Below are 24,605 nucleotides of genomic sequence, written 5' to 3'. Positions count from 1 at the left end.
TTTTTTTATGCCGGAGGTTTACTTCGCTTCGCTCAGCATCTACGATCCTTCGGAACTCAGGATCTACGACAAATCCTCTCACCCCGATTTTTTTATGCCTGGTGTCATTATTATCGTTATTGGATAGAATGAGTCCAATATTGTGGAACTTAAGAAGATTTTGCCGCGTATCAATTAATGCCTGTTTAAAAAGGGGGATGGTTTGTCGAAAAATGTTTGGATATCGCTTCTTATAAGGCTCATGTTCGGGCTGGTATTTTTTGCGCATGGGCTGGATATATTTATAGATTATGACCGCTCCGTTGAATCCATGGCCCGGCCTTTTTTGGAGACATGGCTGCCGATGGCTGCGGTTTATGCCTTTATGTATATTCTGCCTTTTGCTGAAATAGGCATCGGCATATCATATTTGATTGGATTTAAGTATCGCGCGGTTCTGGTCGCAACCGGGATTCTGCTGGCAATACTGACTTTCGGCCTGGCTGTCCGCGGTGATTATGAAATGATAAGCCGTAATCTGGTCTATTTCTTTATTCTGCTTATCGGCCTCTGGTACAGCGATGAAAATCGCTTCTGTATCTGCCCGTCATCGATCAAAGATTAAATAATTAATCTATCAGGCGGGATATTTGCCCGTGATATAATCAATCAGGTACCGGTTTTCGACTTTGAGATTATGAACCTGGGCTTTGACAATATCACCTATGGAGATTATCCCCACGACTTTGGAACCATCCATAATCGGCAGATGGCGAAACCGGTTGTTGGTCATATAAGCCATCGCGGTTTCGATATCATCATCGGGCAAGCCGACAACCAGTTTAGTTGTCATAATATCCGCGACCTTTACGGAAAGCATCCTGTCGCCTTCACGATTCACCTTCCAGAAAATATCACGGTCGGTGACAATGCCGACCAGCTCTTCATTATTCATAACCAGCAGCGAACCGATTTTCTTATCCAACATCTTATTAATTGCTTCCTTGACGCCTTGACCGGGGGAAATCGCCTCAAAACCGGAGCCTTTTGATTTTAGTATGTCATGGACTCTCATCCTGCCTCCTGTATTCATAGAGAATAATTCTGATTATTACTATATATACGTCGAGTTGGCGAAAATATATTGGTTCTGTTGTCTCCGAAAAATTAAGGCCAAAAAGATGAAAATCTCTAGAAAGAAAACTCGAATCTTAGCAGGGAATAGACCAGGTCGTCATAAAGGTCGCCATTGTAATAATGATGCTGCCGCAGGGTGCCGTCGAGTTTGAAATCGAGCGATTCCAGCAGTTTGATCGAAGCTTTATTGAATGATCCGGTTTGGGCATAGACTTTATTAAGATTCAATTGCAGAAACAGGTATTTGATCAGCAGGCGCAGGCCCTCGCCGCCATAGCCCTTTTTTTGCTCGTCGGGGTCAACAGTATATCCAAGTTCCGCCGACCGATTCAACATATTCAAATTGAAAAAGCTTAACTTTCCAACAGGTTGGTCATCCTCGATTCGGACAATAATGAATTCTCCGCGATCCGGCGTCGGCTCCCGGTGCCGGCCCCGTTCGGCGGCATTGGCCGGAGTCGTCAGAATCGAATGCCGGCAGGTTTGGGACTGGGGATCGGCGGCCAGAAACCATTGATATGTCAATTCATAATCGGCGGCATCGGCGGGTCGCAGATAGACATCCTTTCCGATCAATGAGGGGATGGTTGGAATAAGGTTATTTTCGTTTTTTTTCTTCAAACTCAAATTATTATCTTCCTTTGTGCGTTATGCTTATTAATTATTTTTAAATGTCCTATGTCAAGTCAAATATTCAGCCGATAATATGACATAAGGCGGTTTTTCCTTGCTTCGGGCGGAAAAAAGCGTTAGTCTTGCCTTGTTTGGGTAGATAAATGATAAAATACTTTGCGAAATATCATCTGCCGGCCATTCTCTATGGAACCCTGATTATTATAATTTCCTCCATACACGGCCTGGGTTTGCCGCCGGTCAAAATAATTGCATTGGACAAGCTGATACATTTTATCGAATATGCCATCTTTGCCGTCTTAATATTTCGCTCCTTTTCAAATCTCTCACCCAACCTTCAGGGAAGATTTACCGTTTTCCTCTCCATGTTTTTTATTACTCTTTTTGCCGTTTTCGATGAAATCTATCAAAGTTACATTCCGGGTCGGCATAGTGATCCATTTGATTTCCTGTTCGATGTTCTGGGGGCATCGTTTATCATTATATACCTCTTTTTAAGAAAAAAACGTGTTGCCGGTAAGAGTGCCACAGATTAGCATTTTTGTGCATGCTTTTGCATATCTATTTGATATTAAATAACTTGACAAACATCAGGTAAAACGTATTTTTTATACAGTAATGACTTAGGGTTAATTTACTTGCTATAGCTTACAATTGTGTCTCGGTATTGGGTTTGCTAATATAATTGCTAAACATGGTGACTAGGGCTGTAATTTGATGAGACAGATTGGATTTCCCGACATGTGAGGTGGCGGGCATTCTGCTTACAATATATGTATATGAACAGTTCATTGCCGAATAACGTCAATAAGTTGGAAAAAAATCACAATTTATTTAATCGAAACAAGATAGGAGTGGGAGATGAGACGTAATTGGTTTCTTATGGCGCTGGCCTGCCTGGTTATTTTATCCTTTGGTCAGGCCAATGCCACAACTATTACCGCCAAAGTCTCGCCGGAAATCAGCCCCAATACAGTGATGGTGGGCGAACCTTTCACGGTCGATCTTTACATGCAGAACGACTTTGGTGACCTTAGCGGCGTTAGTATTCCGCTATTTTTCTACAGCCCCGATGGGTCGATTACCAATGTGACGCATCGCAATATTGCCGGGCAGAGGATATTTGAATGGCGGACGCAGACTTACACCGCGGACAGTTCCATTTTTCAGACCCCCACCTGGACCGGTTACTGGTTGCTTCTAAAAGATTGGTTCGGTTTCAGCTGGGATGGCGTCCTGCCCGATACCATAAACTTCTCGGGAGCTTCCCTCTTTGGCTGGGGATTGGATCCGGCACCGGTAAATTATATCAATTTTGCATATAAAATTGATCAACCCGGGACCATTTGCATCGATTCCTGCATGATTCCCGGAGTTACACCGGCCGGAAAATTTGACTGGCTTTTCGATGATCCGGGCGCCAATTTTTCAGGGCCATACTGTTTTACGGTATATGATCCTTTTGCCAATGAACCACCGGTTTTGGACCCAATTGGAAATAAGACAGTTAATGAAGGCGCCTTGCTTACTTTCGGTGTAAGTGCTTCCGATGCTAACGCAGGCGATGTCATTCATTTATATACATCCACACTGCCGACCGGCGCCTCCTTCGTCGATAACGGCAACAAAACCGGAACATTCAGCTGGACACCGACTTTCACGCAGTCCAACACCCACCCGGTTACATTTTTCGCCACCGATGGTAAGGATACTGTCTCAGAGGCGATTAGCATCACCGTAAATAATGTCAATCAAAAGCCGGTGATTACTGTCCCGGGAGCTCAGAACGTTAATGAAAATGTTCTGCTGACCTTTGCCGTTTCGGCGACCGATCCCGACGGCACCATTCCGACTTTATCAACTTCGGCCTTGCCGGCCGGCGCCAACTTTACCAATAACGGAAACGGCACCGGATCCTTTAACTGGACCCCCACCTATGAGCAATCGGGAGCCTATCCGATTACATTCTATGCCGCGGATGGAAGCGCTACGGATTCCGGAGTTGTAAATATTACCGTCAATAATGTCAATCGTGAACCGGTGCTCACCGTACCGGGACCACAATCCACGAATGAAAATATATTTCTGACTTTCAACGTTTCCGCAACCGACGCCGACGGTGCGATCCCGGCATTGTCCTCTTCGACATTGCCGACCGGAGCCTCATTTACAGATAACGGAAACGGAACGGGAACCTTCGAATGGACCCCGACTTTTGATCAATCGGGCGATTATCCAATTACATTCTATGCTTCGGACGGGGATGCCACGGTTTCCGATGTTGTCGATATCGCCGTCAATAATGTCAACCGTGCTCCGGTTCTGGCTCAGGTTGCGGTCGGCCCGGTATTTGTCGATGAAGGTCAGCAACTGGTTCTTGACATCACGGCCACCGACCCGGATGGAACCTTCCCGACCCTGTCTGCCGAAAATGTTATGATGAATGCGAGTATTGTCGATAACGGCGACGGCACCGGGCAATTCATCTTCAATCCTGACACGTCCCAGGCCGGCGATTATCTGGTAATCATTATTGCTTCTGACGGCGCTCTAGCCGATTCGGAAGCGGTGGCTATTTTTGTCAATGATGTTGTGCCGGAAATCGAACTGGCTATCGATGTCACGCCGCGTAATTATACCCTGTTGGAAGGTGGCGACAAGCCTGATTCCATTTATGTGCAGGAGTTATTCGGGCGCAATATTCCATTTACCTTGTCCGGAAAAACGGGCTGGTTGCTGATTCCCGCAGTCGGCTATAACACGCCTGATTATGGCAAGTTCAGTATTGCGACCGCCGGACTAGCTTCGGGACAATATTTCGATACTCTAACAATCACGGCCAATGATGCCATAAACAGCCCGGTTACGATTCCGATCAGCCTGACAGTTGAGGAAGTAATCGTGCCGGCGCTCGAAGTTATGCCGACCTCTTTTGATTTTACTTTGAATGAGGGCGCCGCGTTAACCGATTCGGTGCATATCAGTGAAACCCACGGAATGACGGTTCAATTCGAAATTTCCAACAGCAGTTCCTGGCTGACCCTGCCCGTCTTCGTGACACCGCCATCGACACCGGCGACAATCGAATTTGGCGTCAATTCGGCCGGGCTTGATCCGGGCATCTATCATGACACCATCGTTGTCGAAGGCCCGCTTCCGGCCAAAGACATCATAAATATTCCGGTCGTCCTGACGGTTAATGAAGTCATCATAACTCAGATTGCCGTCGAACCGACCGTGTTTGATTTTACGCTGGAATATGGCGAGGAAGTAATTGCGATCGACAGCGTCAATGTTTACGAAGTCAATGGTCAGTCGATCACTTTCTGGACCAATAACAGGGAAGGCTGGCTCTATCTCGATACTATTCCGGTTTCGCCGCTTATTACGCCGAAGAAATTCGCGATCGATATAAATACCGCCGGACTTGCGCCGGGGACATATTTCGATACGATCTGGGTGTGGGGAGAAGGCGCGGTCAATTCACCGCAGTATATCCCCGTAGGACTGACGGTTCATGCCGATTATGTTCTCCAGGCCGACCCCGCCGCTCTGGACTACACTCTGGAGATAGGTGGTTATCGGTACGATTCTCTCTTTATATCGGAGATGTTCGATCGCAATGTCGAATTCACAACCTGGCATACAGAAAACTGGCTCGGCGTTGAACCTTATTTCCCCAGTCCGTACACTACGCCAAGATTCCTTCACATTACTATTACCGATTCGAATTTGGCCGTCGGCAATACGTATTATGATACAATAAGAATCGTTTCCGCTGAAAATGATCCGCCGCTGTTCAGCTCGATTGAAGTGCCTGTTTCGCTGACCATTGTGGCCCCGACGCCAGTGGTGGAAACATTCCCTTCGAGTTTCTACTTTACATTGGATCCTGGTGATTCCCTCATAAATCAGGTGCTGAGTGTCTATGAAACACACGGCATGAACGTACCATTTATGTATGAAACGATTTTTGGCAGCAGCTGGCTGGAACTCCTCCCGTCTGTTATTACTGTCATTCCTCAGACGCCTGATTCGATCTTCTTTAATATAAGGACCGAGGGACTCTCCGTCGGATACCATTCCGATACGATATTGATTTATAATCCGATGGATTCGGTTACCTTTGAAACGGTCAAGGTACCGGTCATTGTAAATGTTCAACCTTCACAGCTTCCGGTGGTTATTAATACCTGGCCGATGTCCTTCAACTGGACCGTCAACCAGGGCGAAATGATTTACGATTCGCTTTTTGTCTTCGATACCTCGGGCCAGAATGTCATGTTTACTTTCTTCCATGGTCAACCATGGCTCACGGTTGAGCCCTTTGGCATGCCCCCATATGTAACGCCAAAATCATTACTGCTGGTTGCCAACACCTCCATGTTGAGCCCCGGTGTCTATATCGATTCCGTGGTAATTTACCCCGGGTTTGAAGTTCCATATTTCCCGCCTGTTTCAGTTCCGGTCATGTTGACGGTTCTGGGCCCGGTAACCAAGGCCGATTCGGTCTGGATCCCGGCGGTTCCGGCCGTTCCCGGCAACGACGTGGTCATTCCGGTCTATTTCCGCAACTTCGATCCGCTCAGTGCCATCCATCTGCCGTTGACCTGGAACTCCGGTTCGGTGATGCTTGACGGTATCACTTTCGATGGAACCCGTGTCGCTTATGTCCAGAGCAAACCGGTGGCGATAGATAATGACACCTGGCACGCCGAGATAGCCATCCTCCCAACTTTCGAACCGGATGTCCCGGCGGGCCGCGGTATGCTGGCGAAGCTGCATTTCAGTGTTAGGCCGGGTGCCACCGAAGCCCAGGTGACGATCGACACATCATCATATTTCACCGGCTTCGGTCTGACCTTTATCAGCAGCGACCTTGATATAATCCATCCGACTTTCATTGCCGGCAAGATTCTGATCGACACTGCCGCTGCCATGGTTTGCGGTCGTGTTATCGACGATGAAGACAATGAAATCGAAGGCGCCACCGTCGAACTTTGGGATGATTTCCCGGGCGGCGGTGTAATCCTGACCGAAACTACCGATATCAACGGCCAGTTCCTTTGCCATGCCAACAGTATCTTCCCGTTTGACGCCTATGCCTACAAGGAAGGCTACTATCCCGGTCTGGTCGAGGAAATTGGTTTCAACGAAATCGGGTTTGACATAGTGTTGACCGGGGTTCCGGATGTTACCCCGACGAATGAATGGGTTAACTTCTATTGTGATGAAAACTCTTTCTACAATGTCCCGCTTCCGATCGGGTCGGTGGTTGATGCCTATGATCCGGACGGCGTCCATTGCGGAACCTGGTATGTTACTGAAGCCGGCAAGTACGGTTTGATGCCGGTTTATCGTGATGATATTTACACCATAATTGATGAAGGCGCCGAGCCGGGCGATGAAATTTCCTTCTTCATCAACGGTTATCCGGCCAACGCCGTAGGCGACAGATTCTGGACAGAGAACGGCGACTCCAAGGAAGTCTGCCTTGATGTCTATACTATCGAAGAGCGGACAATTGCTCTAGATGCAGGCTGGAATCTGATTTCATGGAATGTCGATACTCCCGATGACGATATCGAAGCCCTGCTGGCCTCGATTTCCGGTTGCGTCGAGGTGGTGCTTGGATTCGAGCGCGGCGGTATGACTTATGACCCGACCCTGCCCGAGTTCTCGACGCTGTGGAGCGCCGACCATTATCATGGATACTGGGTCAAGATGACCTGCCCGCAGACGCTTGTCGTTACCGGTGTGCCGATTGCCGTAACCACTCCGATCAATCTCGAAGCCGGCTGGAACCTGGTTTCCTATCTGCCTAATATGCCCGATACGACGCCGCATGCTCTAACATCGGTTTATGAAAATCTGATTATCGCGTTGAGCTTCGACGGCACGGGTTTGATCTGGGATCCCAGTGTTGCTCCGGAATACTCGACCATGCAGCATATGTATCCCGGTCTGGGATATTGGCTGAAAGTGATGAGTGATGATATCCTCGTATATCCGGGCAGCGGTCCGTCGGTTGTCTTCAAGCAGGAGTTTGCCGGTTACAGAACGGCCAAGGCGGCTCAATCGCAGGTAATGGCTTCAAGACAGTGGATTAATATCTACTCACGTGAGCTGATCCTTGACGGCAGAGCAGTCCCGACCGGTTCCGAAATCGAGGTTGTCGCCGCTGACGGCAGAGTTGTCGGCGCCGGCCTGGTCGGTGAAAACGGCCGCTTCGGCTTTGTCCCTGTTTACGGCGATGATCCGCTGACGACTGACAGGGAAGGCCTGAGATCAAACGAGGAATTCAGCCTGTTAATTGACGGTGTCGGAACAAATGAAACCTTCATTTGGACCACGATGGGCGATAAGGTTGAGATCGGCGCCGTTACGGCCAAGACAGAAGATAACCTGCTGCCGAACGATTTCAGTCTGGGCCAGAACTATCCGAACCCGTTCAACCCGGTCACCAACATTTCATTCTCGGTTCCGCAGGCCATGAAAGCCTCGATCGAGGTGTATAATATTCTTGGCGAGATGGTCAAGACCGTTTTTGACGGAATGGCCGAAGCGGGTCGTAACGAAGTGGTCTGGGACGGTACCAGTTCGAGCGGTGAGCCGGTCGCATCCGGAATCTATTTCTACCGCATGAAAGCCGGTTCGTTCGAAACATCCAAAAAGATGGTATTGATGAAATAACCGAAAACCATAAATTCCAAACCGGGCGTCATAAAATGGCGCCCGGTCAAGGATGGTGATATAAGTGTTTAGAAAAATCATACTGACTCTGGTTATCGGCGGATGGAGCTTGCTGGCGGCGGGGGTAGCTTTCGGAGAGGTCGTCCCGACCAATGTGTGGGCCAATTTGCGGGGATCAGCAACGACATATAATGGGAACCCGGTACCGGTCGGATCCATTATTGATGCCTATGACCCCGACGGCGCTCATTGTGGTACCTGGACGGTAAAATATGAAGGTATTTACGGATTCATACCTGTATACGGGGATGATATTTACAGCATCGATGTTGATGAGGGAGCGGAGCAGGGCGACGCGTTGACTTTTTATCTTAATGGCCGCCTGGCGCTGACTGAGGGGCCCGATGACCCTGTCTGGATAGGGATGGGCAGCACGTCGGAAGTTAATCTATCGGCAAGCGCGGCTGTTTTGATTGAAGCTGCGGCTCTGCCCGGCGATCAGGATGCCATGCCCGGCGATACTGTACGTTACTATGTGACAGTTCGCAATACCGGAGAAGGGCTCGATTTTTATCGGGCGACAGCGACGACCTTTCACGGCTGGATTATTCATACGTCGGCCGATTTTGTTTATGCCGGTCCGGGCGAGGAAGCGACGGTCTATATTGATGTTCTGATACCAAAAGCGCTGTTTTATGAAGTCGATGACCAGGTCGATTTCAGAGTGACTTCAGGAATCGATAATTCCGTATATATCGAAAGTTCAGTGGTGACCCATGTTCGTATTTCCACTGATATTTCAGATGATGATACTGGGTTGCTTCCCGGGGGTTTTGAATTGTATCAGAATTATCCCAACCCCTTCAATCCTTCGACAAAAATCGCCTTCGACCTGACTGTCCGATCCGAAGTGACCCTGGAAGTTTTCAATATCCTGGGTTCACGCGTCGAAAAGCTCGATCTGGGAGATATGGCGCCCGGTAATCATATCATCGAATTCGACGGCGCATCCTTAGCCAGCGGCATCTATTTCTACAAGCTTAAAGCCGGCGATAATACCGCCATGAAGAAAATGGCCCTGTTGAAATAGGCCGGATTTTTAAGTTCTTTATAAAAAACCCCGGTATCCGGGGTTTTTTATAAAGGCTTTTTTATTACAAAATCAGTCAAACAGCGCATTTTTTTTACTTGATGACCCTGTTTTTCTTTTTTATAATTGCATATTGCCTTTTATTGATGGAGCACAACAACCGAGGAGATATTGAATCTTAGAATAACAACAGCCGGTAAAACCGACGTCGGTCTTGTCCGCAGTTCCAATGAAGACAGCATCCGGGTTGACGATGAACTGAATTTATTTATGGTCTGTGACGGTATGGGGGGGCACCAGGCCGGTGAGGTCGCTTCAAGAGAGGCCTGCGAAATAATTCAATACTGCTTTTCGAATCTGGCCAACGAAATTTCTCGCGATACAGTTTTGTCGATTCCAGCCGTTTTTCCGGTATTGGGGGATCTGCTGGTGAAGGGGATAAGAATCGCCAACCGCAGTATTTATATAAAGTCCCGCTCGCGCAGCGATTATTCCGGGATGGGGACGACCATAGTGGCCGGAGTTCTGCAGGATGATATCATTAATATCGCTCATGTCGGCGACAGCCGGGCCTATCTGTACGCCGCTGAAAGTCTGACTCCATTGACCGTTGATCATTCATGGGTGGCTGAATTGGCGCAAACCGGCCAGTACACCAGTCAGGAAGTGGCCATGATGGCCAATAAGAATGTTATAACCAGGGCGCTCGGTATCCACGAAACGGTCGAGATCGATTACCGTGCCCGCAGGATTAACGCCGGCGATATATATATTTTTTGTTCTGACGGCCTGTGCGGTTATGCTTCGGATGAAGACATCTTTATGGTAGTCAGAGAGTGCGGCGACAGTGCCGAGCAGATTACCGAGAGCCTGGTGCAGTTGGCCAATGATCGGGGCGGGGTCGATAATGTGTCGATCGTGGCCATACGTATAGACCTGGTGGATGGGGCCTCGGGGACCGCCGAAATCTCTGCCGTGACGATTCCGGTAGAGGGCGATGAAGCGATTTTGCGGGAAAATCAGATTATCGAATCAATTTCCAAATTGCGGGAGGAAGTCAGGTCAGCCCCGCCGCCGCCGCCGGAAGAGAAATCGAAGACAGGCCTTTTCTCTGTGATTGCAATAATTGTCTTAATTATTGCTTATATATTCTATCGTTTGTACTTCCAATGAAATAATGTGGTGTTTCGGATATTGCTTTTGCCGCAAAAGTGCCGGAATAATAATTTAAACAGTTATTGCGGTTGACGTATAAATGTCGTACGTTATAATTCCTTGAAAGGGAATTCGAGCAGGTTTAACAGTTCAGACAGGGGAGTGTCGGATAATGCCGAAATTGAATGCCGGGAGACAGGCCAGAATAGTCGCCCGTACCATCAAGAATATGGCTGTCGGAAAACCTATTACGGTATCGTTTGAAGTCACTTATAATTGCAACGCCGATTGTAAACACTGCGATCTGGGGCTTTATAATAAAATCGACGAACCGAAACTGGGGCCGGAAGTGTTTGCCGGTTATATCGCCAAACTGCGCCCGGCGGTGGCCCAGATATCGGGCGGCGAGCCGCTTATTAGAAGAGATATTTATGATATAATCCGAGCCATGCGCGAGAAGGATAAGGTGGCCGTTTTTGTTATCACGACCAATGTTCAGATTCTTAATGAGGAAAGATATTTTAAGCTGCGTGAGGCCGGCGTCGATCAATATTCATGGTCATTCGATTATCCCGACGAACGTCATAATGAATTCAGGAAGCTCCATAAGAATTTCGAGCATATCCGCGAGCTGGCTCCCAAACTTGCCAAACACGGCAACAATGACATTCTTCTGGCCTGTGTCGTACAGAGCGATAATTTCCGCGACTTGCCGCGTATCGCCGAACTGGCCGCCGAATGGGGGGTCGGTGTCAATTACAGCACCTACAACTGTATGCGGACCGGCGATGAAAGCTATCTGTTCAAGGATAAGGAAAAACTGGATGAACTCCGCCGCGTGGTGGATAAACTGGTACAGATGCAAAGCGAGGGCTATCCGATTATTACATCGGAATGGACCATGCGGGAAATGATAAAATTCTTTGAGTCGGGCAAGAAGGAAAATTGCCGGGCCGGAGAGAGATTCCTTATCGTTAACCCGTGGGGAAAGTTAACACCGTGCGGGATGTTTCGCGAAAGATATGACTCGCAGGACGATTTGAAGAAGCGTTTTTCGGCGCACAATCAGTGCGACAAATGTTTTACCGCCATTCGCGCCAACTCCGAGAAGACGGCCTACCGCATGATGACGGACGCCCTCCGCGTCATAAGACAGAGTTAATCCTTATAATAAATCGATAGATTGAATCCGGCCGTTTTTTCGGCCGGATTTTTTAATGAAATAAATACCCGAAATTCAGCAGAATATTCAGGCCCCCGGTGTTGCCGAAGGCGCCGCGGTCGGTTTCTTTGTCGTAAATATAGTCAAGCGTCGTTTCAAGACCGACTATGATGGTACCCGTTAATCTGATTTCAGCTCCGGCCCCGATGATCAAAGAGGGACCGAAATCGCTAATTCGCAGGCTGCCCGCATCAGGTACAGATTCATAGGCAACATCAGCTTCAAGCTTTCTAAAATTGAACCCGACCCCGCCGATGCAATAAACCACATGATCGGCAAACGAAGGATAATATCTTAACAGTGGTGAAAAACTGATGTTGGAATATTTTAGTTGAATGTCACCCTTGTCGGGTATAATATAGCCCGCTCTAATGCCGGCCGCAAAACAATTGCCGAAATATCGATAATATTGCACATTAAAATCGAATTTATTGCCGTGATAATCTCGAAAATCCCCTCTCAAAGGATATTGAAAACCGGGACCGGCCATGACGATATTATCGCCGTACCCGATGGTTTCCGCGGCATAAGTGCTGTTACAGGACGGAACGAAAGCGGCCGCAATGGCAAGGAAACAGAATATAATATTGAATTTGACTTTCATTGGTCCATAGTCTCCCAAAATACTTGGTTAAATAAATCTCCGTCAGATGTTTGTCCTGACGAAATACAGTACGGCCGCGGTAAAAGAACCGGCTTTGACATTGAAAAGATAAAAGCCGTCATAAACCGTCGTACCCTTATCATTATTAAAATCCCAGGCCAGCTCAATTACCTCGGCATTATGATACTCATGGTCAATCAATGTTCGAATATGATACCCGGTCGCCGAAGTAATCCAGAAATCGACATAAGAACCCTCAGGCAGCGATATTGTTATCGGCGTGGATGGGCATGCCTGGTTGTCGTCGCCCTGGCCGCCTATTTGCATGCTGATATCGCCGCCATCCGTGATTGCCGCGATGCTCTCGTCTTTCTGACCGGTCGGCGATGAACATGAGATAAGTAAGACAAGGCAAATTAAAAACAGAATGAAGGGATATCTATTCATAGCGGACTCCCTGTTAGAAAATTGACAAATAAGTAACCGATTGATTATTTAAATAAAATAAATAATTGTGGAAAAGGCAAGGTCAAATACACGAAATATCTGTAATGGTCTCTTTTAAATCTCTATAACATCGGATTAAATTTGAATATTTTGTATGGCTGCTGGCGAGCGGCGCCAAGGTGAATCTGTGAGATCGTGAAATATATATAACCGTCAGGCCCAAACGCAAAGCTGTCGGGCCACTCGATCCGGGGATCTTTGATGACGATCTCCAACACTCCCTGCGGTGTGATTCTTTTGATGGCATTGTCTTCTATCGCCGTCAAATATAGATTATTATCCGGGCCCATAAGGATGCCATCGGCGGCTCCCAGCCGTGAGACAAACTCCACTTTTTCGCCAAGTTCGGAGTCGGTGATCATATCATCAAGTAACCACTTTGTGGCAATGCGATACAGAGTCCGGCCGGTTAATGCCTGATAGTACAGATATTCATGTTCATGATCGAGGGTGATGCCGTCAACGTGAACTGAGGGGGTGCTGCCATCCGGTCGGAACCATTGCCGCCCGTCTATGATCAGCGGGATATTCTCCGACTTGGTGGAAGCATGATTCGCCAGGAGGCGGCGGCTTTTCTCGGTTACAAGATCGACTGTAATTAATGCCCCTGACCCGGAATCAGTAATATAGGCAACTTTCTTTTTGGTATCTATTCTGACATCGTTAGGATAGCTGTTGGCCGGAGCAATGGTCGAATCGAAAAATATTTTCTGGACTATTTCATTTGTCACGAGATCGACCTTTAACAGCTTGGCGCCTCCTTCCAAAACTCCCCGAAAATAAGGGTTGGCCGGATCGAGTATCCAGAGATAATCCTCATCATCGATATAGACCGACTGGACACAGACAAAATGGTCCCTGGGGGATAAGGTCGGATTCCAATCGTTGACTTTTCGGTAAGGGTATGCTTTCTGCTCGCCTGTCGGCATCAGCTCCGCCACCGACGTGGTCACCGCCGGTGACCAGCGCGGGAAATTAACAAAGATCCGACCCTCCTTCGAGATCGCGATACCGGTCCACTGGTTTTCCGAATGGGCTACTTCGATTAACTCGGAAGAGGAGAGGCGGCCGTTTCCACGATCAGTTGTCTTTTCCTTATGTCGGGCCAGTTCGTCGGTTCCGCAAGCGGCGAAAGACAGGAGCCCCATGAGCAAAGCGACCTTTAATCCATAAGAAATATTTTTCGGCATTGTTCTTCTTTCACATTTGTAAAAAGTGGAAACAAAAATATCAATATTTCAAACGATACGCAATAATTATTGCATTTTGGGCGGAAATTATAAAAGGCCGCAGCTAAACGCCGCAGCCTTTGTGATTAGGCCATCGCTGGAAATATTCTAATAATCGTTGCCGTTTGTTGTTCCCAGGGTGGCATTTTCGGCGTCGATTAGTCCATAACCCTGGTAATCGCTGCTTAGACCAATGTCTTCGCCGGTATTGTGAAGCAGGGTGCGGATCTGATCGCGGCTGTAGCCGGGATGCGCCGACCAGGCCAGGACTGCGGCCCCGGCTACCATCGGACAAGCCATGGAGGTACCGCTCATGGTACGATATTTACCGCCTTTATAGGTCGAATAAATAGAACTGCCGGGAGCGATATGCTCAATTTCCGGGCCGTAGCATGAATATGAGGCTTTAGCATCGGTTGAGGTAGAAGCGGAGATGGCCATTACAAAACTATGTGCTGCGGGGTACTCGACCGGGCCGCCGGAGTTGCCGGCCGCCGCCACCAGGAGAATATCCTCGTTATAGGCGGCCAAAAGTGCCGTTGTTTCGGCATCAGATGATGGTCCACTGAAGCTCATCGACATCACCTTAATATCATTGTTCGGATCGGAATCATGATGGGTTGCGATGCACCAGTCGATCCCGGCAATAATATCAGAAATGGAGATCAAGGAAGTCCGGCTGACCTGGACCGCCCAGATGTCACATCCGGGAGCGACACCGACGACACCGATGGTGTTATTGTCGGCGGATATAATACCGGCGCAATGAGTGCCATGACCGTTCTTGTCCTCCCAGTCATTGGGGTCACTATTGGCAACCGAATAACCGCCGGCCCAGGTGAGGTCGGGGTGATCCATATCGCCGCCGGTATCAAGGACGGCAATATCTATTCCGGCTCCGGTATAATTGGAATTGTTGTGGACATATTCGGCATCAACCCGATCGACGCCCCAGTCAAGAACCTGAGCCACCAGCGTCCTGGTCATATCCGGTTCCACATAAAGAACGTTTGGATTATTCCTGAGGGCATCAACTGCGGCCGCGGGCAGTGAGGCAAAAACGATCGGGACATACTTGTACTCGCGCTTGATCGAGCCGCCGGCGGCCTGGATGGCCCGGCCCGGATGCTCACTTTTAAAACCGATTAGAACGTCGGTCTGCCCGACCCTGGCTGTCGATAAGACGGTCTCCGGGTCGGAAGACATTGGTGTACGATCCTGAGAACAACCCCAAACGACAAAAACTAATGCCGCCACGGTCAATAAAAGGACCAATACTTTACTCATCTTTTCCTCCTGATAAATGAGGTTTTTGTTTATATGCAGCGATGGCTCTCACCCCGTTATTCCGGCCGACCGCCCGAAGCAGGCAATCGACAGGTAATGATTAGCTCTTTGCGGTTAGTTAAAAAACGTTCCTCGGCGTGGTCAGCCGGGGTGTCTCCGCGAGTGGTTAGCGGGCAGCCTCACCGGGGTTTGTGCATATAAACAAAATGCGGCTTGTCCAATAATGTCTCTGGTGGTTAGTCGGGCTTCGGGCATAAATGCAGGATCAAATTAAAGCCCTGAAGTGTTCCCAATATATTATGTTTTATTAATTTCGCAAGAAAATATCTGATCGAATTTCGTCTAACCGGGTAAATTATACAGCTTGTTCTTTTTGATTGACAATCGCGTAGAGTATTTTATATATTCCGCCTGTCATTTAATGCGCCCATAGCTCAACTGGATAGAGCGTCTGGCTACGGACCAGAAGGTTGGGGGTTCAAGTCCTCCTGGGCGTATTTTTTATTGCCTTAACTGAGTCTGGCCGTAAATTTCTCGAGCTGCTCGGATGAACCGACCATTAACAGAATATCGCCCGCTTCTACCATGGCATCAGGTGGGGGGTTGATTCTCATTTCCCGGCCGGCCTTTTTAATCCCAATCACGGTGACACCATAATCGGCCTTGATTCGAGACTCTATCAGTGTCTTACCGCCGATTGAGCACCCTTCCGGAACCGAAATTTCTTCGATACCGATTTCCGAGCCTCCGATCGCCGTCATCTGCATAAAATCGACCACGTTAGGACGCAGCGACGCCATGGCCATGCGCATCCCGCCAAGAATATGCGGTGAAACGACATAATTGGCTCCGGCCCGTTTCAATTTCTTTTCCCCGGACGGATTGTCGGCCCGGCAAATAATGTGAAGATTCGGGTTCATATGACGCGCCGTCAGGGCCAGGTAAACATTATCCGATTCCTCCGGAAGAGTCGATACAAGAACCTTGGCCTTTTCCACCCCGGCCTGCATCAGTATATCATCTTCCGTAGCCAGCCCCTGAACATAGAGGTACCCTTCGGAGTCCAGTTGGTTCAGGGCGGCACCGTCCTTTTCGATGACGATAAACGAAATCTTTCGGCCCAGAAAAGTCTCGGCCACCTGACGCCCGACACGACCAAATCCGGCAATAATGTAATGATTTGAAAGTTTCTGTATTTTTGTCTGCATTTTCCTTCTCCCCAAAATCGTCCGTAACTGCCCTTCCAGTACAAACTGCCCGACGGCAGATACGGCAAAGGCCACCGCAACCATGGAAAAAAATATTAAAAATATGACGAAGATGCGTCCATGTGTATGCAGTGTCTGGACTTCTCCAAATCCGACGGTAGAAATTGTGATGATCGTCATATAGAGACTGTTTAGCAGGCTCATGTCTTCAAGCGTGCTGAAACCGACCATACCGGTCACGGCCAGTGCGATCAGGATGACAATTGATACTAATAGTTTTTGGGATGGAGTAAATCCGTTATTCTTCATAGCCGCAATTATATTCATAACGCCCTCGAGTTTCAACAAAAAACATGTCCGGGTAACAGGAAAAGTGACGGCGGGTCTTGTCATCATCGGCCAATGATAATATATTCCTTTCGGTAAAAGAAAGGTGCGTATGACAGCGGGGAAATATTATATCACACCGGATGGCGACCCATATGGCAATATGGCTCTGGATGAATGGGCCTTCAGGCAGGTGAGTGACGGCCGCGGGAGAATCCCGGCGATACTTCGCCTTTACACATGGAATAAGGGGGCAATAACTTTCGGATATAATCAAAAGCTTGAAAGGGCCGTCGATTTCTCCCTGCTCGACAAAGAAACGCCTGTCATCCGGCGCATTACGGGCGGCAGGGCAATCTATCATGACCCCACCGAACTGACCTTCAGCTTGGCCCTCGACACCAATATCCTCTCAAAACAGCTTCGATCGTTATCCGCGACGAATAGTCTCATTTCCGATGCCCTGGTCGAACTATTTTTACGGTTGGGTCGTTCGGCCAATTGGCTGGGCCACTCCGACAGTGAATTTGCGGGTGGTTCGAAGGGCCGTTTGAAATCCTGTTTCAGTTCCGTATCGAAATTTGAGGTGATCGACGGCCGCAACAAGATTGCGGGCGGTGCCCAAAGGCATATCGGTGATTTTCTGATTCATCAGGGGTCCATAAAAATAAACGGCGTAAGCAATTGTCCGGCGGTGGCGCAGGAGGGAGATCCAGCCTTATTTAATCCCGGAGAGAAGGACGATAAGAACAATTTTTATACAATTGATCATTTTTCTCCGATTTTTGGAATCGTTTTCGCGGAAAAGCTGGGTTTGATTTTTGAGCGCGCCGAATTTCTTCCGAAGGAGCGGGAAGAAATCATAAGTTCGACGGTAAATTTGATAGAAAAATGTCTTGAAAAACGATGAAATATTTAAACATATGAATGAGTGGAGATGTCTTTAGTTATAGCTTGAAACAACAAGTTATTAAATAGGGGAAAGGCGAAAAAATCGCTTGACTTAGGGCCTGTTTTTGAGCTATGTTATACGCTTATAAAAATATAACGGGAATTACTGGAGGAGTAAGGTAAGTTACAAAATGGTAAAGATTTGCAAAGGCGGAACCTCACGAACTGCCGCATTTAAAACGCAATTTTCCTGGATAAAAATATAATTGATAATCGGTTTGAAAATGATCAAACAAATATATGAGGAGGAATGGGTAATGACGGGAATCCGCAGAAAAGCATTGCTTTTCACGTCTATTATTGCCTTGCTGATGATATTTGCTTCCCTTGTCATGGCCGGAACGACCGGTAAAATCAAGGGACAGATAAATGATAAGATTACCGGCGAGCCCGTCCCCGGGGCATCGGTCATGCTTGTTGGTACAACTCAGGGTGCCATGACGGACCCCGACGGTAAGTTCTTGATTCAGCTCGTACCGCCAGGCGAATATACATTGAAGGTCACCTCGGTTTCTTATAGTTCGGTGGAAGTTTCTGGTGTCGCGGTATCGACCGACCGGACTACTGAGCAGGATGTGCAATTGGAAACCTCGGTTGAGGACCTCGGTAAGGTCATCAGGGTTACTGCTGACAGAGACATAATCGATCGTTATGTTGTCACCAGTGAAGTCAAGATGACCAAGGAAGCCATCAAGACCATGCCGGTGCAGAATGTCGATCAGTTGCTGAAGCAGACGGCCGGTGTCGTGACCACCTCCGAAGGTGAAATCATCATTCGCGGCGGCCGTGCCGGCGAGGTTGCTTACATTGTGGACGGTGTCAATATCGGTGATCCGCTGGGCGGATACGGGCCGCTCAGCCTGGGTCTGTCGCTGACCTCCGGATCGATTCAGGAAATCAGCATTATCAAGGATGGTTTCGACCCTGAATATGGCAATGCTCTTTCCGGTATTGTCAAAATCACGACCCAGACCGGCTCTCCCGAAAATACCAATATGACGGTGCAGTATATCACCGATGATTTCGGCAATACTACGCTGAATGAATATTCCGAAAATTCTGATAACCTCTATTTCACTCTCAGCGGACCCGACCCGATTCTGAAGAATCGAATACTGCCTGCGCTTGGTTTGAATTTTCTGGAAGACAAGGAAGTCACATACTTCATGTTCGCCGAAGTCACCAAGACAGGTTCACCCTGGAGTTATGACCACTATTCGACTCCCTCGACATCACTGAATTATGACTACTTCAACCTGCTTGGCTTTGAACTTCCGGAGCGGCAGCAGAATGAATATAACCTGTCGGCCAACCTCCTGATGAAACCGATGAATAATATGAAGATGATTATTTCTTTCAAATCATATGCGTCACGTTATACCATTTTCGACTGGCGTTACCGCTACACACCCAATACCGCCGACATTCGTGAAACCGACTGGCAGTCTTATGCTCTGGAGTTGACGCACCAGTTGTCGAGGAATATGCACTACTACTTCAAGGCCTCTTATTATACTTATGATTTCTGGAACAAGCCGGGTGATCCCAATAATCCCGGTAAGGGACTTGATCCCGATGACTTTATGCAGTATAACGAATTTGAAAGATATGATGACCTCAACGGCAACGGCGTTTATGATGCGCCGGAACCACTGGTAAACATATTTCCTGATACCACGCTTTACGGTCGCGATCTTCCCGGCCCGGCCTATACTTACGGCAATTACCCGTTCTATACCGACCAGCAGGCCGGCGGCGGCGAGATTGCCGATTTCCGTTTCAACAATGGTTCACACGGCAATAATCTCGAAGGTGAACCTTTTATCGATCTGAATGGAAACGGGCGGTGGGATCGTGGCGATTACCTGTATGACACCAACGGCAACGGTGTTTTCGATTATAACCGGCGCGATGTTGTCGATGAACATAATCCTGAGCCCTATGAAGATGGCGATATCAATCTGGGTGAACCATTCACCGACATTAACAACAATGGTTTTTATGATGAAGGTATTGATATCTTTGTGATGTCCGCCGGTTCCGATAACCAGGATCTGGACCGTAATTCCGCGTATACCTCGCCCTATGAAGTCTGGGTCCCCGGAATTCCATTCATTGACAGGAACGGCAATGGTCTTTATGATATGCCCAATTTCAAATATGACCCGGGTGAGAAATTCACCGATTCGAACGGCAACGGAAAATATGATTATGGTGGATCAGCCAACTTCCTCAACGTCGGGACCTACAAAGACGAAACAGTCTGGCATTATCACGGTGTCGACCAATTTGTTCTGGAATCCCGGCTTTACCGGCAGTTCGGCAATCATGAATTGAAGGCCGGTGCGGAACTTAAAAAGGAAGTGCTTTCCAAGAAAGATATTCGTTCCCTGGAACAGCCCTATACCGGGCGTCCTGACGGCGGCGGTTACCCGGCAATCGGTGAATTGCGTGACTTTTATGAATATAAGCCTTTGAGCGGAACATTCTATTTCCGCGACAATCTTGAATACGGTTCGATGATCGCCAGCCTTGGTTTCCGTTACGACTACTTTATCCAGACCACCGGTCTGGAGGATGTCGCCAAGAACGACGATCTCGGAAGCGGTATCATTTATGGTGACCGCAACAAGTTTTCGCCGCGTATTGGTTTCTCATATCCGATTTCGGACAAAGCCAAGATTCACTTCAACTACGGTCATTTCTATCAGCTGCCGTCATATTCATATATGTATGATCGTAATACGACGGCGGCATCGGCCAATGATGTCGTGGGCAACTACAACCTGGACTATGAGAAAACCATTCAGTACTCCTTTGGCGTCAAGTATGCCATGTCGGCCGATTATTCCATCGACATTTCAGGTTATTTTAAGGACGAGTTTGACAAAATCAACTCGGCCCTGGTCAAGCTGGGCGGCGGCGCTCTCAGAATTCAGCAGTATCAGAATCGTGACTACGGCCGCAGCCGCGGCTTTGAGGTCACGGTCGAGAAGCGCGGCGGCCGTTTGATCAACGGCGAAATCAACTACACATATGCATTTTCCTATGGCAAGCAGTCACAGACCAGAACGGATTATTTCGAAGAGTTTTATCTGAATCGTGAATCGCTTCGCGAAAAACCACTGGATGATGATATTCGTCATCAAATAAACTGCGGTGTTCAGCTGGTCGTCCCTGAAACCATGAAGCCGAACCTGTTCGGCAAACGAATCCCGAATGGCTGGACCTTCTCGGTTCAGGGTAAATTCCACAGTGGTAAGCCGTTCACGCCGGATAAATCATATCCCAGTCTGGAAGTGGATCAATCTGTTCAGACGATCGATGAGAACTCATTGCGCAAACCTTCGGTGCTGAATTTCGATGTCAGATTCGAGAAGTACTTTAAGCTGGTTGATTTGAACTGTCGCTTTATCGTCTGGATCAATAACCTTCTCAATAATAAGAACGTTGATTTTGTTAACTCCAAGACAGGCCGCGCGGATACCGGCCAGAACGACGGCTTTAACGTCACCGGCGGTACCGATTATGACCGTAACCCGTACAACTGGCTTTATGGTCGACAGATAAAAGTAGGCTTGCAGGTAAGTCTGTAAAATGTTGGTAATTTGATAGATAGGAGACAGTGCGGATGAAATTTAATAAATACAAAATTGCATTATGCGCCGCCGTATTGCTTCTTCTGCCTTCGTTGGCATTTTCGCAAGCGAAGGTTGGAACAACCGGCGTCAACTTCCTTGAGCTGGGCGTCTCGGCCCGTGCCATGGGAATGGCGGAAGCATTTACTGCCGGTGTGACAGACGCCTCGGCCGTTTACTATAACCCTGCCGGTCTGACTTATGTTTATGGACGGCAGGCAATGTTTACGCATATCGACCTGCCGGCGGGAATTAATTATGAATTCTTTGCCCTGGCCTACCCGATGGAATCGGTGGGCGGCGTCATTGGCCTGGGGCTCTATGCCCTGAATACAGGCGATATCCTTAGAACCGATTATTCCTACCCGATGGGCCGCGATCAGGCCGGCAATGAGCAGTTTTTCTCGGCTGGCGACCTAGCCGTCGCCGTCAGCTACAGTCGTTTCCTGACCGACAAGTTTTCGCTGGGCCTGACGGTTCGATATATTCAGGAAAACCTGGAACTGGAAAAAGCATCCGGATGGAGCGCCGATGTCGGAACCTGTTATAATTCCGGCTATCGGAACTTCAAGATTGCGATGATGATTTCCAATTTCGGTCCCGATATGAAATTTATCAAAGATGAATTTCCTCTGCCCATGAATTTCAAGTTCGGCGCTTCGATCGATGTTCTTAATTCGGACAATCATATGCTGATGTTTGCCGCGGAAGGCGCGCATCCTTCGGACAACGAGGAAAAATACAATCTTGGTTTGGAATACTGGTTTCTGGACAAGTTCAGCCTTCGCGCCGGCGAAAGATTTAATTATGATTCCGACGGCTTTACGGCCGGCGGCGGTATGATTCTTCCTATCAGTGAAGATATGGATCTGTCGGTGGATTACGCCTATCAGGAATTCGGTTTCCTGAATGAAGTCCACCGTTTTACTCTCGGACTGGTATTTTAATATGATTTATGTTTATGCGACCGAAAAGATAGGAGGAAATAAATGAGGCGCTTAATAATACTGATAATATCATCGCTGCTGGTCGGTTTATTTATAATCGGCGGGTGTGATTTCTTTAAACATGATATCCAGGGGCCGGAAAGAGGCAATGTCCCGCCGGTTGTTCAGTTCGTGAATATTCCGGTCGAAAAGGCCAGGTTTAATTCAGATACCACGGTCAACTGGTACGGCACCGATGTGGATGGCTTTATTGTCCAGTTCCGGTATGCCGTGGTCGAGGAGTCCATTGTCGGACTCGATCCCGATGCCTATATTTCCGGGACCGCGGATACGCTGATTCCATGGGTGGTCCTTGATGTCAGCGTAAACGATCCGCAGACAAACGCCCGGATTACCATGTCGGCGGATATCAGCGATCCCGTCAGGAAATATGTCGCATCCTATGTCTTTATTCAGGCCATCGATAATCTTGGTGCGAGATCGGAAGTGGCCAATCGTCTGTTTTATAAGAACAACCATTTCCCGAATACGACTATCAGTGCCCGCGGCGTCAATGATCCTTATGTCAACACCTCGACCGTGGGCGGTATTCTGGAAGGTGTCACTGTTGGCTGGAGCGGCGAAGATCCGATAGATTATCCCCGCAATCCGCCGCCGTTCCAATTCCGCTGGCGGTTTTACGGACCGTTTGATTCTCTGCAGATGGTGGCACTGGAAAACACCTGTATTGATTCGGTCTTTGTCGATATTTACGGTGATTTTTACATCAAGGGTGACACCTTCGTGCTCGAAGGTGACCCCGATACGCTCATAAACAACACGGTCACTCCTCCGGAGACGACGATTGTTATAGATACCTCCTGGGTTCTTGTGGATACTCTGGGGCGCAATAATTCATTCGGTTCCTGGAATGATTACATGTATCTTGACAGTTTTGAGACGCATCCCGATCTGAACAAGCTGGTTGATTCCTCATATGACCCGCTGGCGGATGATATCTGGGTTTATGACCAGAACACTCACATATATGATGTCTACCGGGATACGACAATTACCACAACATCGCAGTTCTATTTCCTGATCTGGTGTCAGGCCAGGGATGATTCCAATGTGCCCGATCCCGTTCCGGACTTCAAATGGGTTTCCGTAATTGAGCCCAAGTTCGAACGGGAGGTCCTTATTATTGATGCCACCCGTTATAGAGCCAGTACTTCCGGTTTCTGGAACTGGCCGGTGTTTCCGCAGAGCCCATATGACGTCGCTACTACTGAGCCGATGATCAAGCAGGTTCTCGGTCAAATGATAGAAGATTGGGCCGGACCGGGATCATTTGATTTCACCGATACCCTTCCGGATGTATCCTATGTTTTCCCTGACGGCAGCCGGTGCAGTATGCGCTTTAATGCCCTTAAGGCTTCACAGGATTATTACCCGATCGTCAGGTTAAATGGATGCGAAACATACGGTATTCCATCCGTCTTATTGCGGGATATTTTGAAACACAAGATCGTTCTTGTCGTTAAAGATAATCCGGGCGGTGAGCTGATTATGGACAGCGACATCATGCTCTCGGTCCTTGACGGCCTGAATGCCGGTATGAGCGCCTGGGCAATGTTGCGCAGTCCGTTCCAATCGGTGCCCTATGTGACACAGCCGCAGTGGCAGAATGTTCCTTTCAGTTACACCCGATATTTCGGTGTCGTCAATATGCGTTTCTCCGGCTGGATGGGCGCCATTAATGACACCCGTGATAACTGGATCAACGCCGGTACCAGAATCGAAGATTTCGTCGGGGCCACGCCTCTGATCGATTCTACGGACTATATTGATTTGCCGCCTTTGGTCATTGATACGACCCTGCTCGAGGGCCGGTATCTGTGGGTTCCGGGGGCAGGTTTCTCACAGTATGATTACAGATGTCCCAATGCTGTCAATCCGCCGGGAGAAATCCTGATCGGAGCGCTGCCGGAAGTCGGCTATGTTCAGAAATATATTCTG

General features: G+C 48.4%; 16 protein-coding genes, 1 tRNA gene and 1 pseudogene (1 of these 18 only partly in view). 11 read left to right on the top strand and 7 right to left on the bottom strand.

The annotated features are described in order from the left end of the window. Nucleotides 1–181 precede the first annotated feature (181 nt). A complete protein-coding gene (locus CVT49_00885; protein ID PKK84740.1) occupies nucleotides 182–604 on the top strand; it encodes a hypothetical protein in 423 nt (140 codons plus the stop codon). A gap of 12 nt (nucleotides 605–616) precedes the next feature. Here the strand turns inward: CVT49_00885 and CVT49_00880 are convergent, their stop codons facing one another. Together CVT49_00880 and CVT49_00875 are read right to left on the bottom strand one after the other, a co-directional pair. Then, on the bottom strand, nucleotides 617–1,072 hold the full coding sequence (locus CVT49_00880) for a histidine kinase (GenBank protein ID PKK84739.1): 456 nt from the start codon (nucleotides 1,070–1,072) through the stop codon (nucleotides 617–619). Between the two features lie 98 nt (nucleotides 1,073–1,170). Continuing rightward, the gene (locus CVT49_00875; protein PKK84738.1) at nucleotides 1,171–1,743 is read right to left on the bottom strand and encodes a GNAT family N-acetyltransferase; all 573 of its coding nucleotides are present in this window, start codon (nucleotides 1,741–1,743) and stop codon (nucleotides 1,171–1,173) included. A 149-nt stretch (nucleotides 1,744–1,892) separates the two neighbouring features. On the opposite strand from CVT49_00875, the gene CVT49_00870 reads away from it, so the two are divergent. From CVT49_00870 to CVT49_00850, 5 genes are all read left to right on the top strand, one after another. Next, nucleotides 1,893–2,285 (top strand): hypothetical protein, encoded by a 393-nt coding sequence (locus tag CVT49_00870; GenBank protein ID PKK84737.1) that lies wholly within the window; start codon nucleotides 1,893–1,895, stop codon nucleotides 2,283–2,285. Nucleotides 2,286–2,610: 325 nt separating this feature from the next. After that, complete coding sequence (locus CVT49_00865) at nucleotides 2,611–8,442, top strand: hypothetical protein (protein PKK84736.1); 5,832 nt, start codon at nucleotides 2,611–2,613, stop codon at nucleotides 8,440–8,442. Nucleotides 8,443–8,551: 109 nt separating this feature from the next. Further along, a complete protein-coding gene (locus CVT49_00860; protein PKK84735.1) occupies nucleotides 8,552–9,532 on the top strand; it encodes a hypothetical protein in 981 nt (326 codons plus the stop codon). A 168-nt stretch (nucleotides 9,533–9,700) separates the two neighbouring features. Continuing rightward, nucleotides 9,701–10,705 (top strand): hypothetical protein, encoded by a 1,005-nt coding sequence (locus tag CVT49_00855; GenBank protein PKK84734.1) that lies wholly within the window; start codon nucleotides 9,701–9,703, stop codon nucleotides 10,703–10,705. 154 nt (nucleotides 10,706–10,859) lie between these two features. Further along, nucleotides 10,860–11,849 (top strand): hypothetical protein, encoded by a 990-nt coding sequence (locus tag CVT49_00850; GenBank protein ID PKK84733.1) that lies wholly within the window; start codon nucleotides 10,860–10,862, stop codon nucleotides 11,847–11,849. A gap of 52 nt (nucleotides 11,850–11,901) precedes the next feature. Here CVT49_00850 and CVT49_00845 read toward each other — a convergent pair whose 3' ends face one another. The 4 genes from CVT49_00845 to CVT49_00830 form a co-directional block, all read right to left on the bottom strand. Beyond that, on the bottom strand, nucleotides 11,902–12,513 hold the full coding sequence (locus CVT49_00845; GenBank protein ID PKK84732.1) for a hypothetical protein: 612 nt from the start codon (nucleotides 12,511–12,513) through the stop codon (nucleotides 11,902–11,904). Between the two features lie 42 nt (nucleotides 12,514–12,555). Next, on the bottom strand, nucleotides 12,556–12,960 hold the full coding sequence (locus CVT49_00840) for a hypothetical protein (protein PKK84731.1): 405 nt from the start codon (nucleotides 12,958–12,960) through the stop codon (nucleotides 12,556–12,558). 122 nt (nucleotides 12,961–13,082) lie between these two features. Next, entirely contained in the window at nucleotides 13,083–14,210 is a 1,128-nt protein-coding gene (locus CVT49_00835) for a hypothetical protein (GenBank protein ID PKK84730.1), read from the bottom strand. Nucleotides 14,211–14,357: 147 nt separating this feature from the next. Continuing rightward, complete coding sequence (locus tag CVT49_00830; GenBank protein ID PKK84729.1) at nucleotides 14,358–15,536, bottom strand: peptidase S8; 1,179 nt, start codon at nucleotides 15,534–15,536, stop codon at nucleotides 14,358–14,360. Between the two features lie 423 nt (nucleotides 15,537–15,959). Here CVT49_00830 and CVT49_00825 point away from each other — a divergent pair. Then, a tRNA-Arg gene (locus CVT49_00825) sits at nucleotides 15,960–16,033 on the top strand. Nucleotides 16,034–16,045: 12 nt separating this feature from the next. On the opposite strand, the gene CVT49_00820 is transcribed toward CVT49_00825, so the two are convergent. Beyond that, on the bottom strand, nucleotides 16,046–17,140 hold the full coding sequence (locus CVT49_00820; GenBank protein PKK84728.1) for a potassium channel protein: 1,095 nt from the start codon (nucleotides 17,138–17,140) through the stop codon (nucleotides 16,046–16,048). Between the two features lie 43 nt (nucleotides 17,141–17,183). Between CVT49_00820 and CVT49_00815 the strand changes: the two genes are divergently transcribed. The 4 genes and pseudogenes from CVT49_00815 to CVT49_00800 all read left to right on the top strand — a co-directional run. Next, nucleotides 17,184–17,981, top strand: coding sequence for a hypothetical protein (locus tag CVT49_00815; protein PKK84727.1), 798 nt, complete (start codon nucleotides 17,184–17,186; stop codon nucleotides 17,979–17,981). Between the two features lie 247 nt (nucleotides 17,982–18,228). Then, nucleotides 18,229–21,618, top strand: a complete 3,390-nt coding sequence (locus tag CVT49_00810) for a hypothetical protein (GenBank protein ID PKK84726.1) — start codon at nucleotides 18,229–18,231, stop codon at nucleotides 21,616–21,618. Between the two features lie 35 nt (nucleotides 21,619–21,653). Next, nucleotides 21,654–22,607 carry a hypothetical protein gene (locus tag CVT49_00805; protein ID PKK84725.1) on the top strand — a complete coding sequence of 318 codons (954 nt, stop codon included), beginning with the start codon at nucleotides 21,654–21,656 and terminating at the stop codon, nucleotides 22,605–22,607. Nucleotides 22,608–22,649: 42 nt separating this feature from the next. Then, nucleotides 22,650–24,605, top strand: a pseudogene (locus CVT49_00800) (hypothetical protein) (it continues 81 nt past the right edge of the window).

It is taken from the genome of candidate division Zixibacteria bacterium HGW-Zixibacteria-1 (assembly GCA_002838945.1).
In the GTDB taxonomy this organism is placed as follows: domain Bacteria; phylum Zixibacteria; class MSB-5A5; order GN15; family PGXB01; genus PGXB01.
The sequence above is the reverse complement of the archived record's forward strand: the minus strand, read 5'-3'. Positions and strand labels throughout refer to the sequence as shown.

Coding starts and splice junctions, on each gene's coding strand:
- CVT49_00880 (PKK84739.1), bottom strand. CDS start 1,072: ATGAATACAGGAGGCAGGATGAGAGTCCATGACATACTAAAATCAAAA.
- CVT49_00865 (PKK84736.1), top strand. CDS start 2,611: ATGAGACGTAATTGGTTTCTTATGGCGCTGGCCTGCCTGGTTATTTTA.
- CVT49_00845 (PKK84732.1), bottom strand. CDS start 12,513: ATGAAAGTCAAATTCAATATTATATTCTGTTTCCTTGCCATTGCGGCC.
- CVT49_00835 (PKK84730.1), bottom strand. CDS start 14,210: ATGCCGAAAAATATTTCTTATGGATTAAAGGTCGCTTTGCTCATGGGG.
- CVT49_00830 (PKK84729.1), bottom strand. CDS start 15,536: ATGAGTAAAGTATTGGTCCTTTTATTGACCGTGGCGGCATTAGTTTTT.
- CVT49_00840 (PKK84731.1), bottom strand. CDS start 12,960: ATGAATAGATATCCCTTCATTCTGTTTTTAATTTGCCTTGTCTTACTT.
- CVT49_00815 (PKK84727.1), top strand. CDS start 17,184: ATGACAGCGGGGAAATATTATATCACACCGGATGGCGACCCATATGGC.
- CVT49_00850 (PKK84733.1), top strand. CDS start 10,860: ATGCCGAAATTGAATGCCGGGAGACAGGCCAGAATAGTCGCCCGTACC.
- CVT49_00805 (PKK84725.1), top strand. CDS start 21,654: ATGAAATTTAATAAATACAAAATTGCATTATGCGCCGCCGTATTGCTT.
- CVT49_00870 (PKK84737.1), top strand. CDS start 1,893: ATGATAAAATACTTTGCGAAATATCATCTGCCGGCCATTCTCTATGGA.
- CVT49_00820 (PKK84728.1), bottom strand. CDS start 17,140: ATGATGACAAGACCCGCCGTCACTTTTCCTGTTACCCGGACATGTTTT.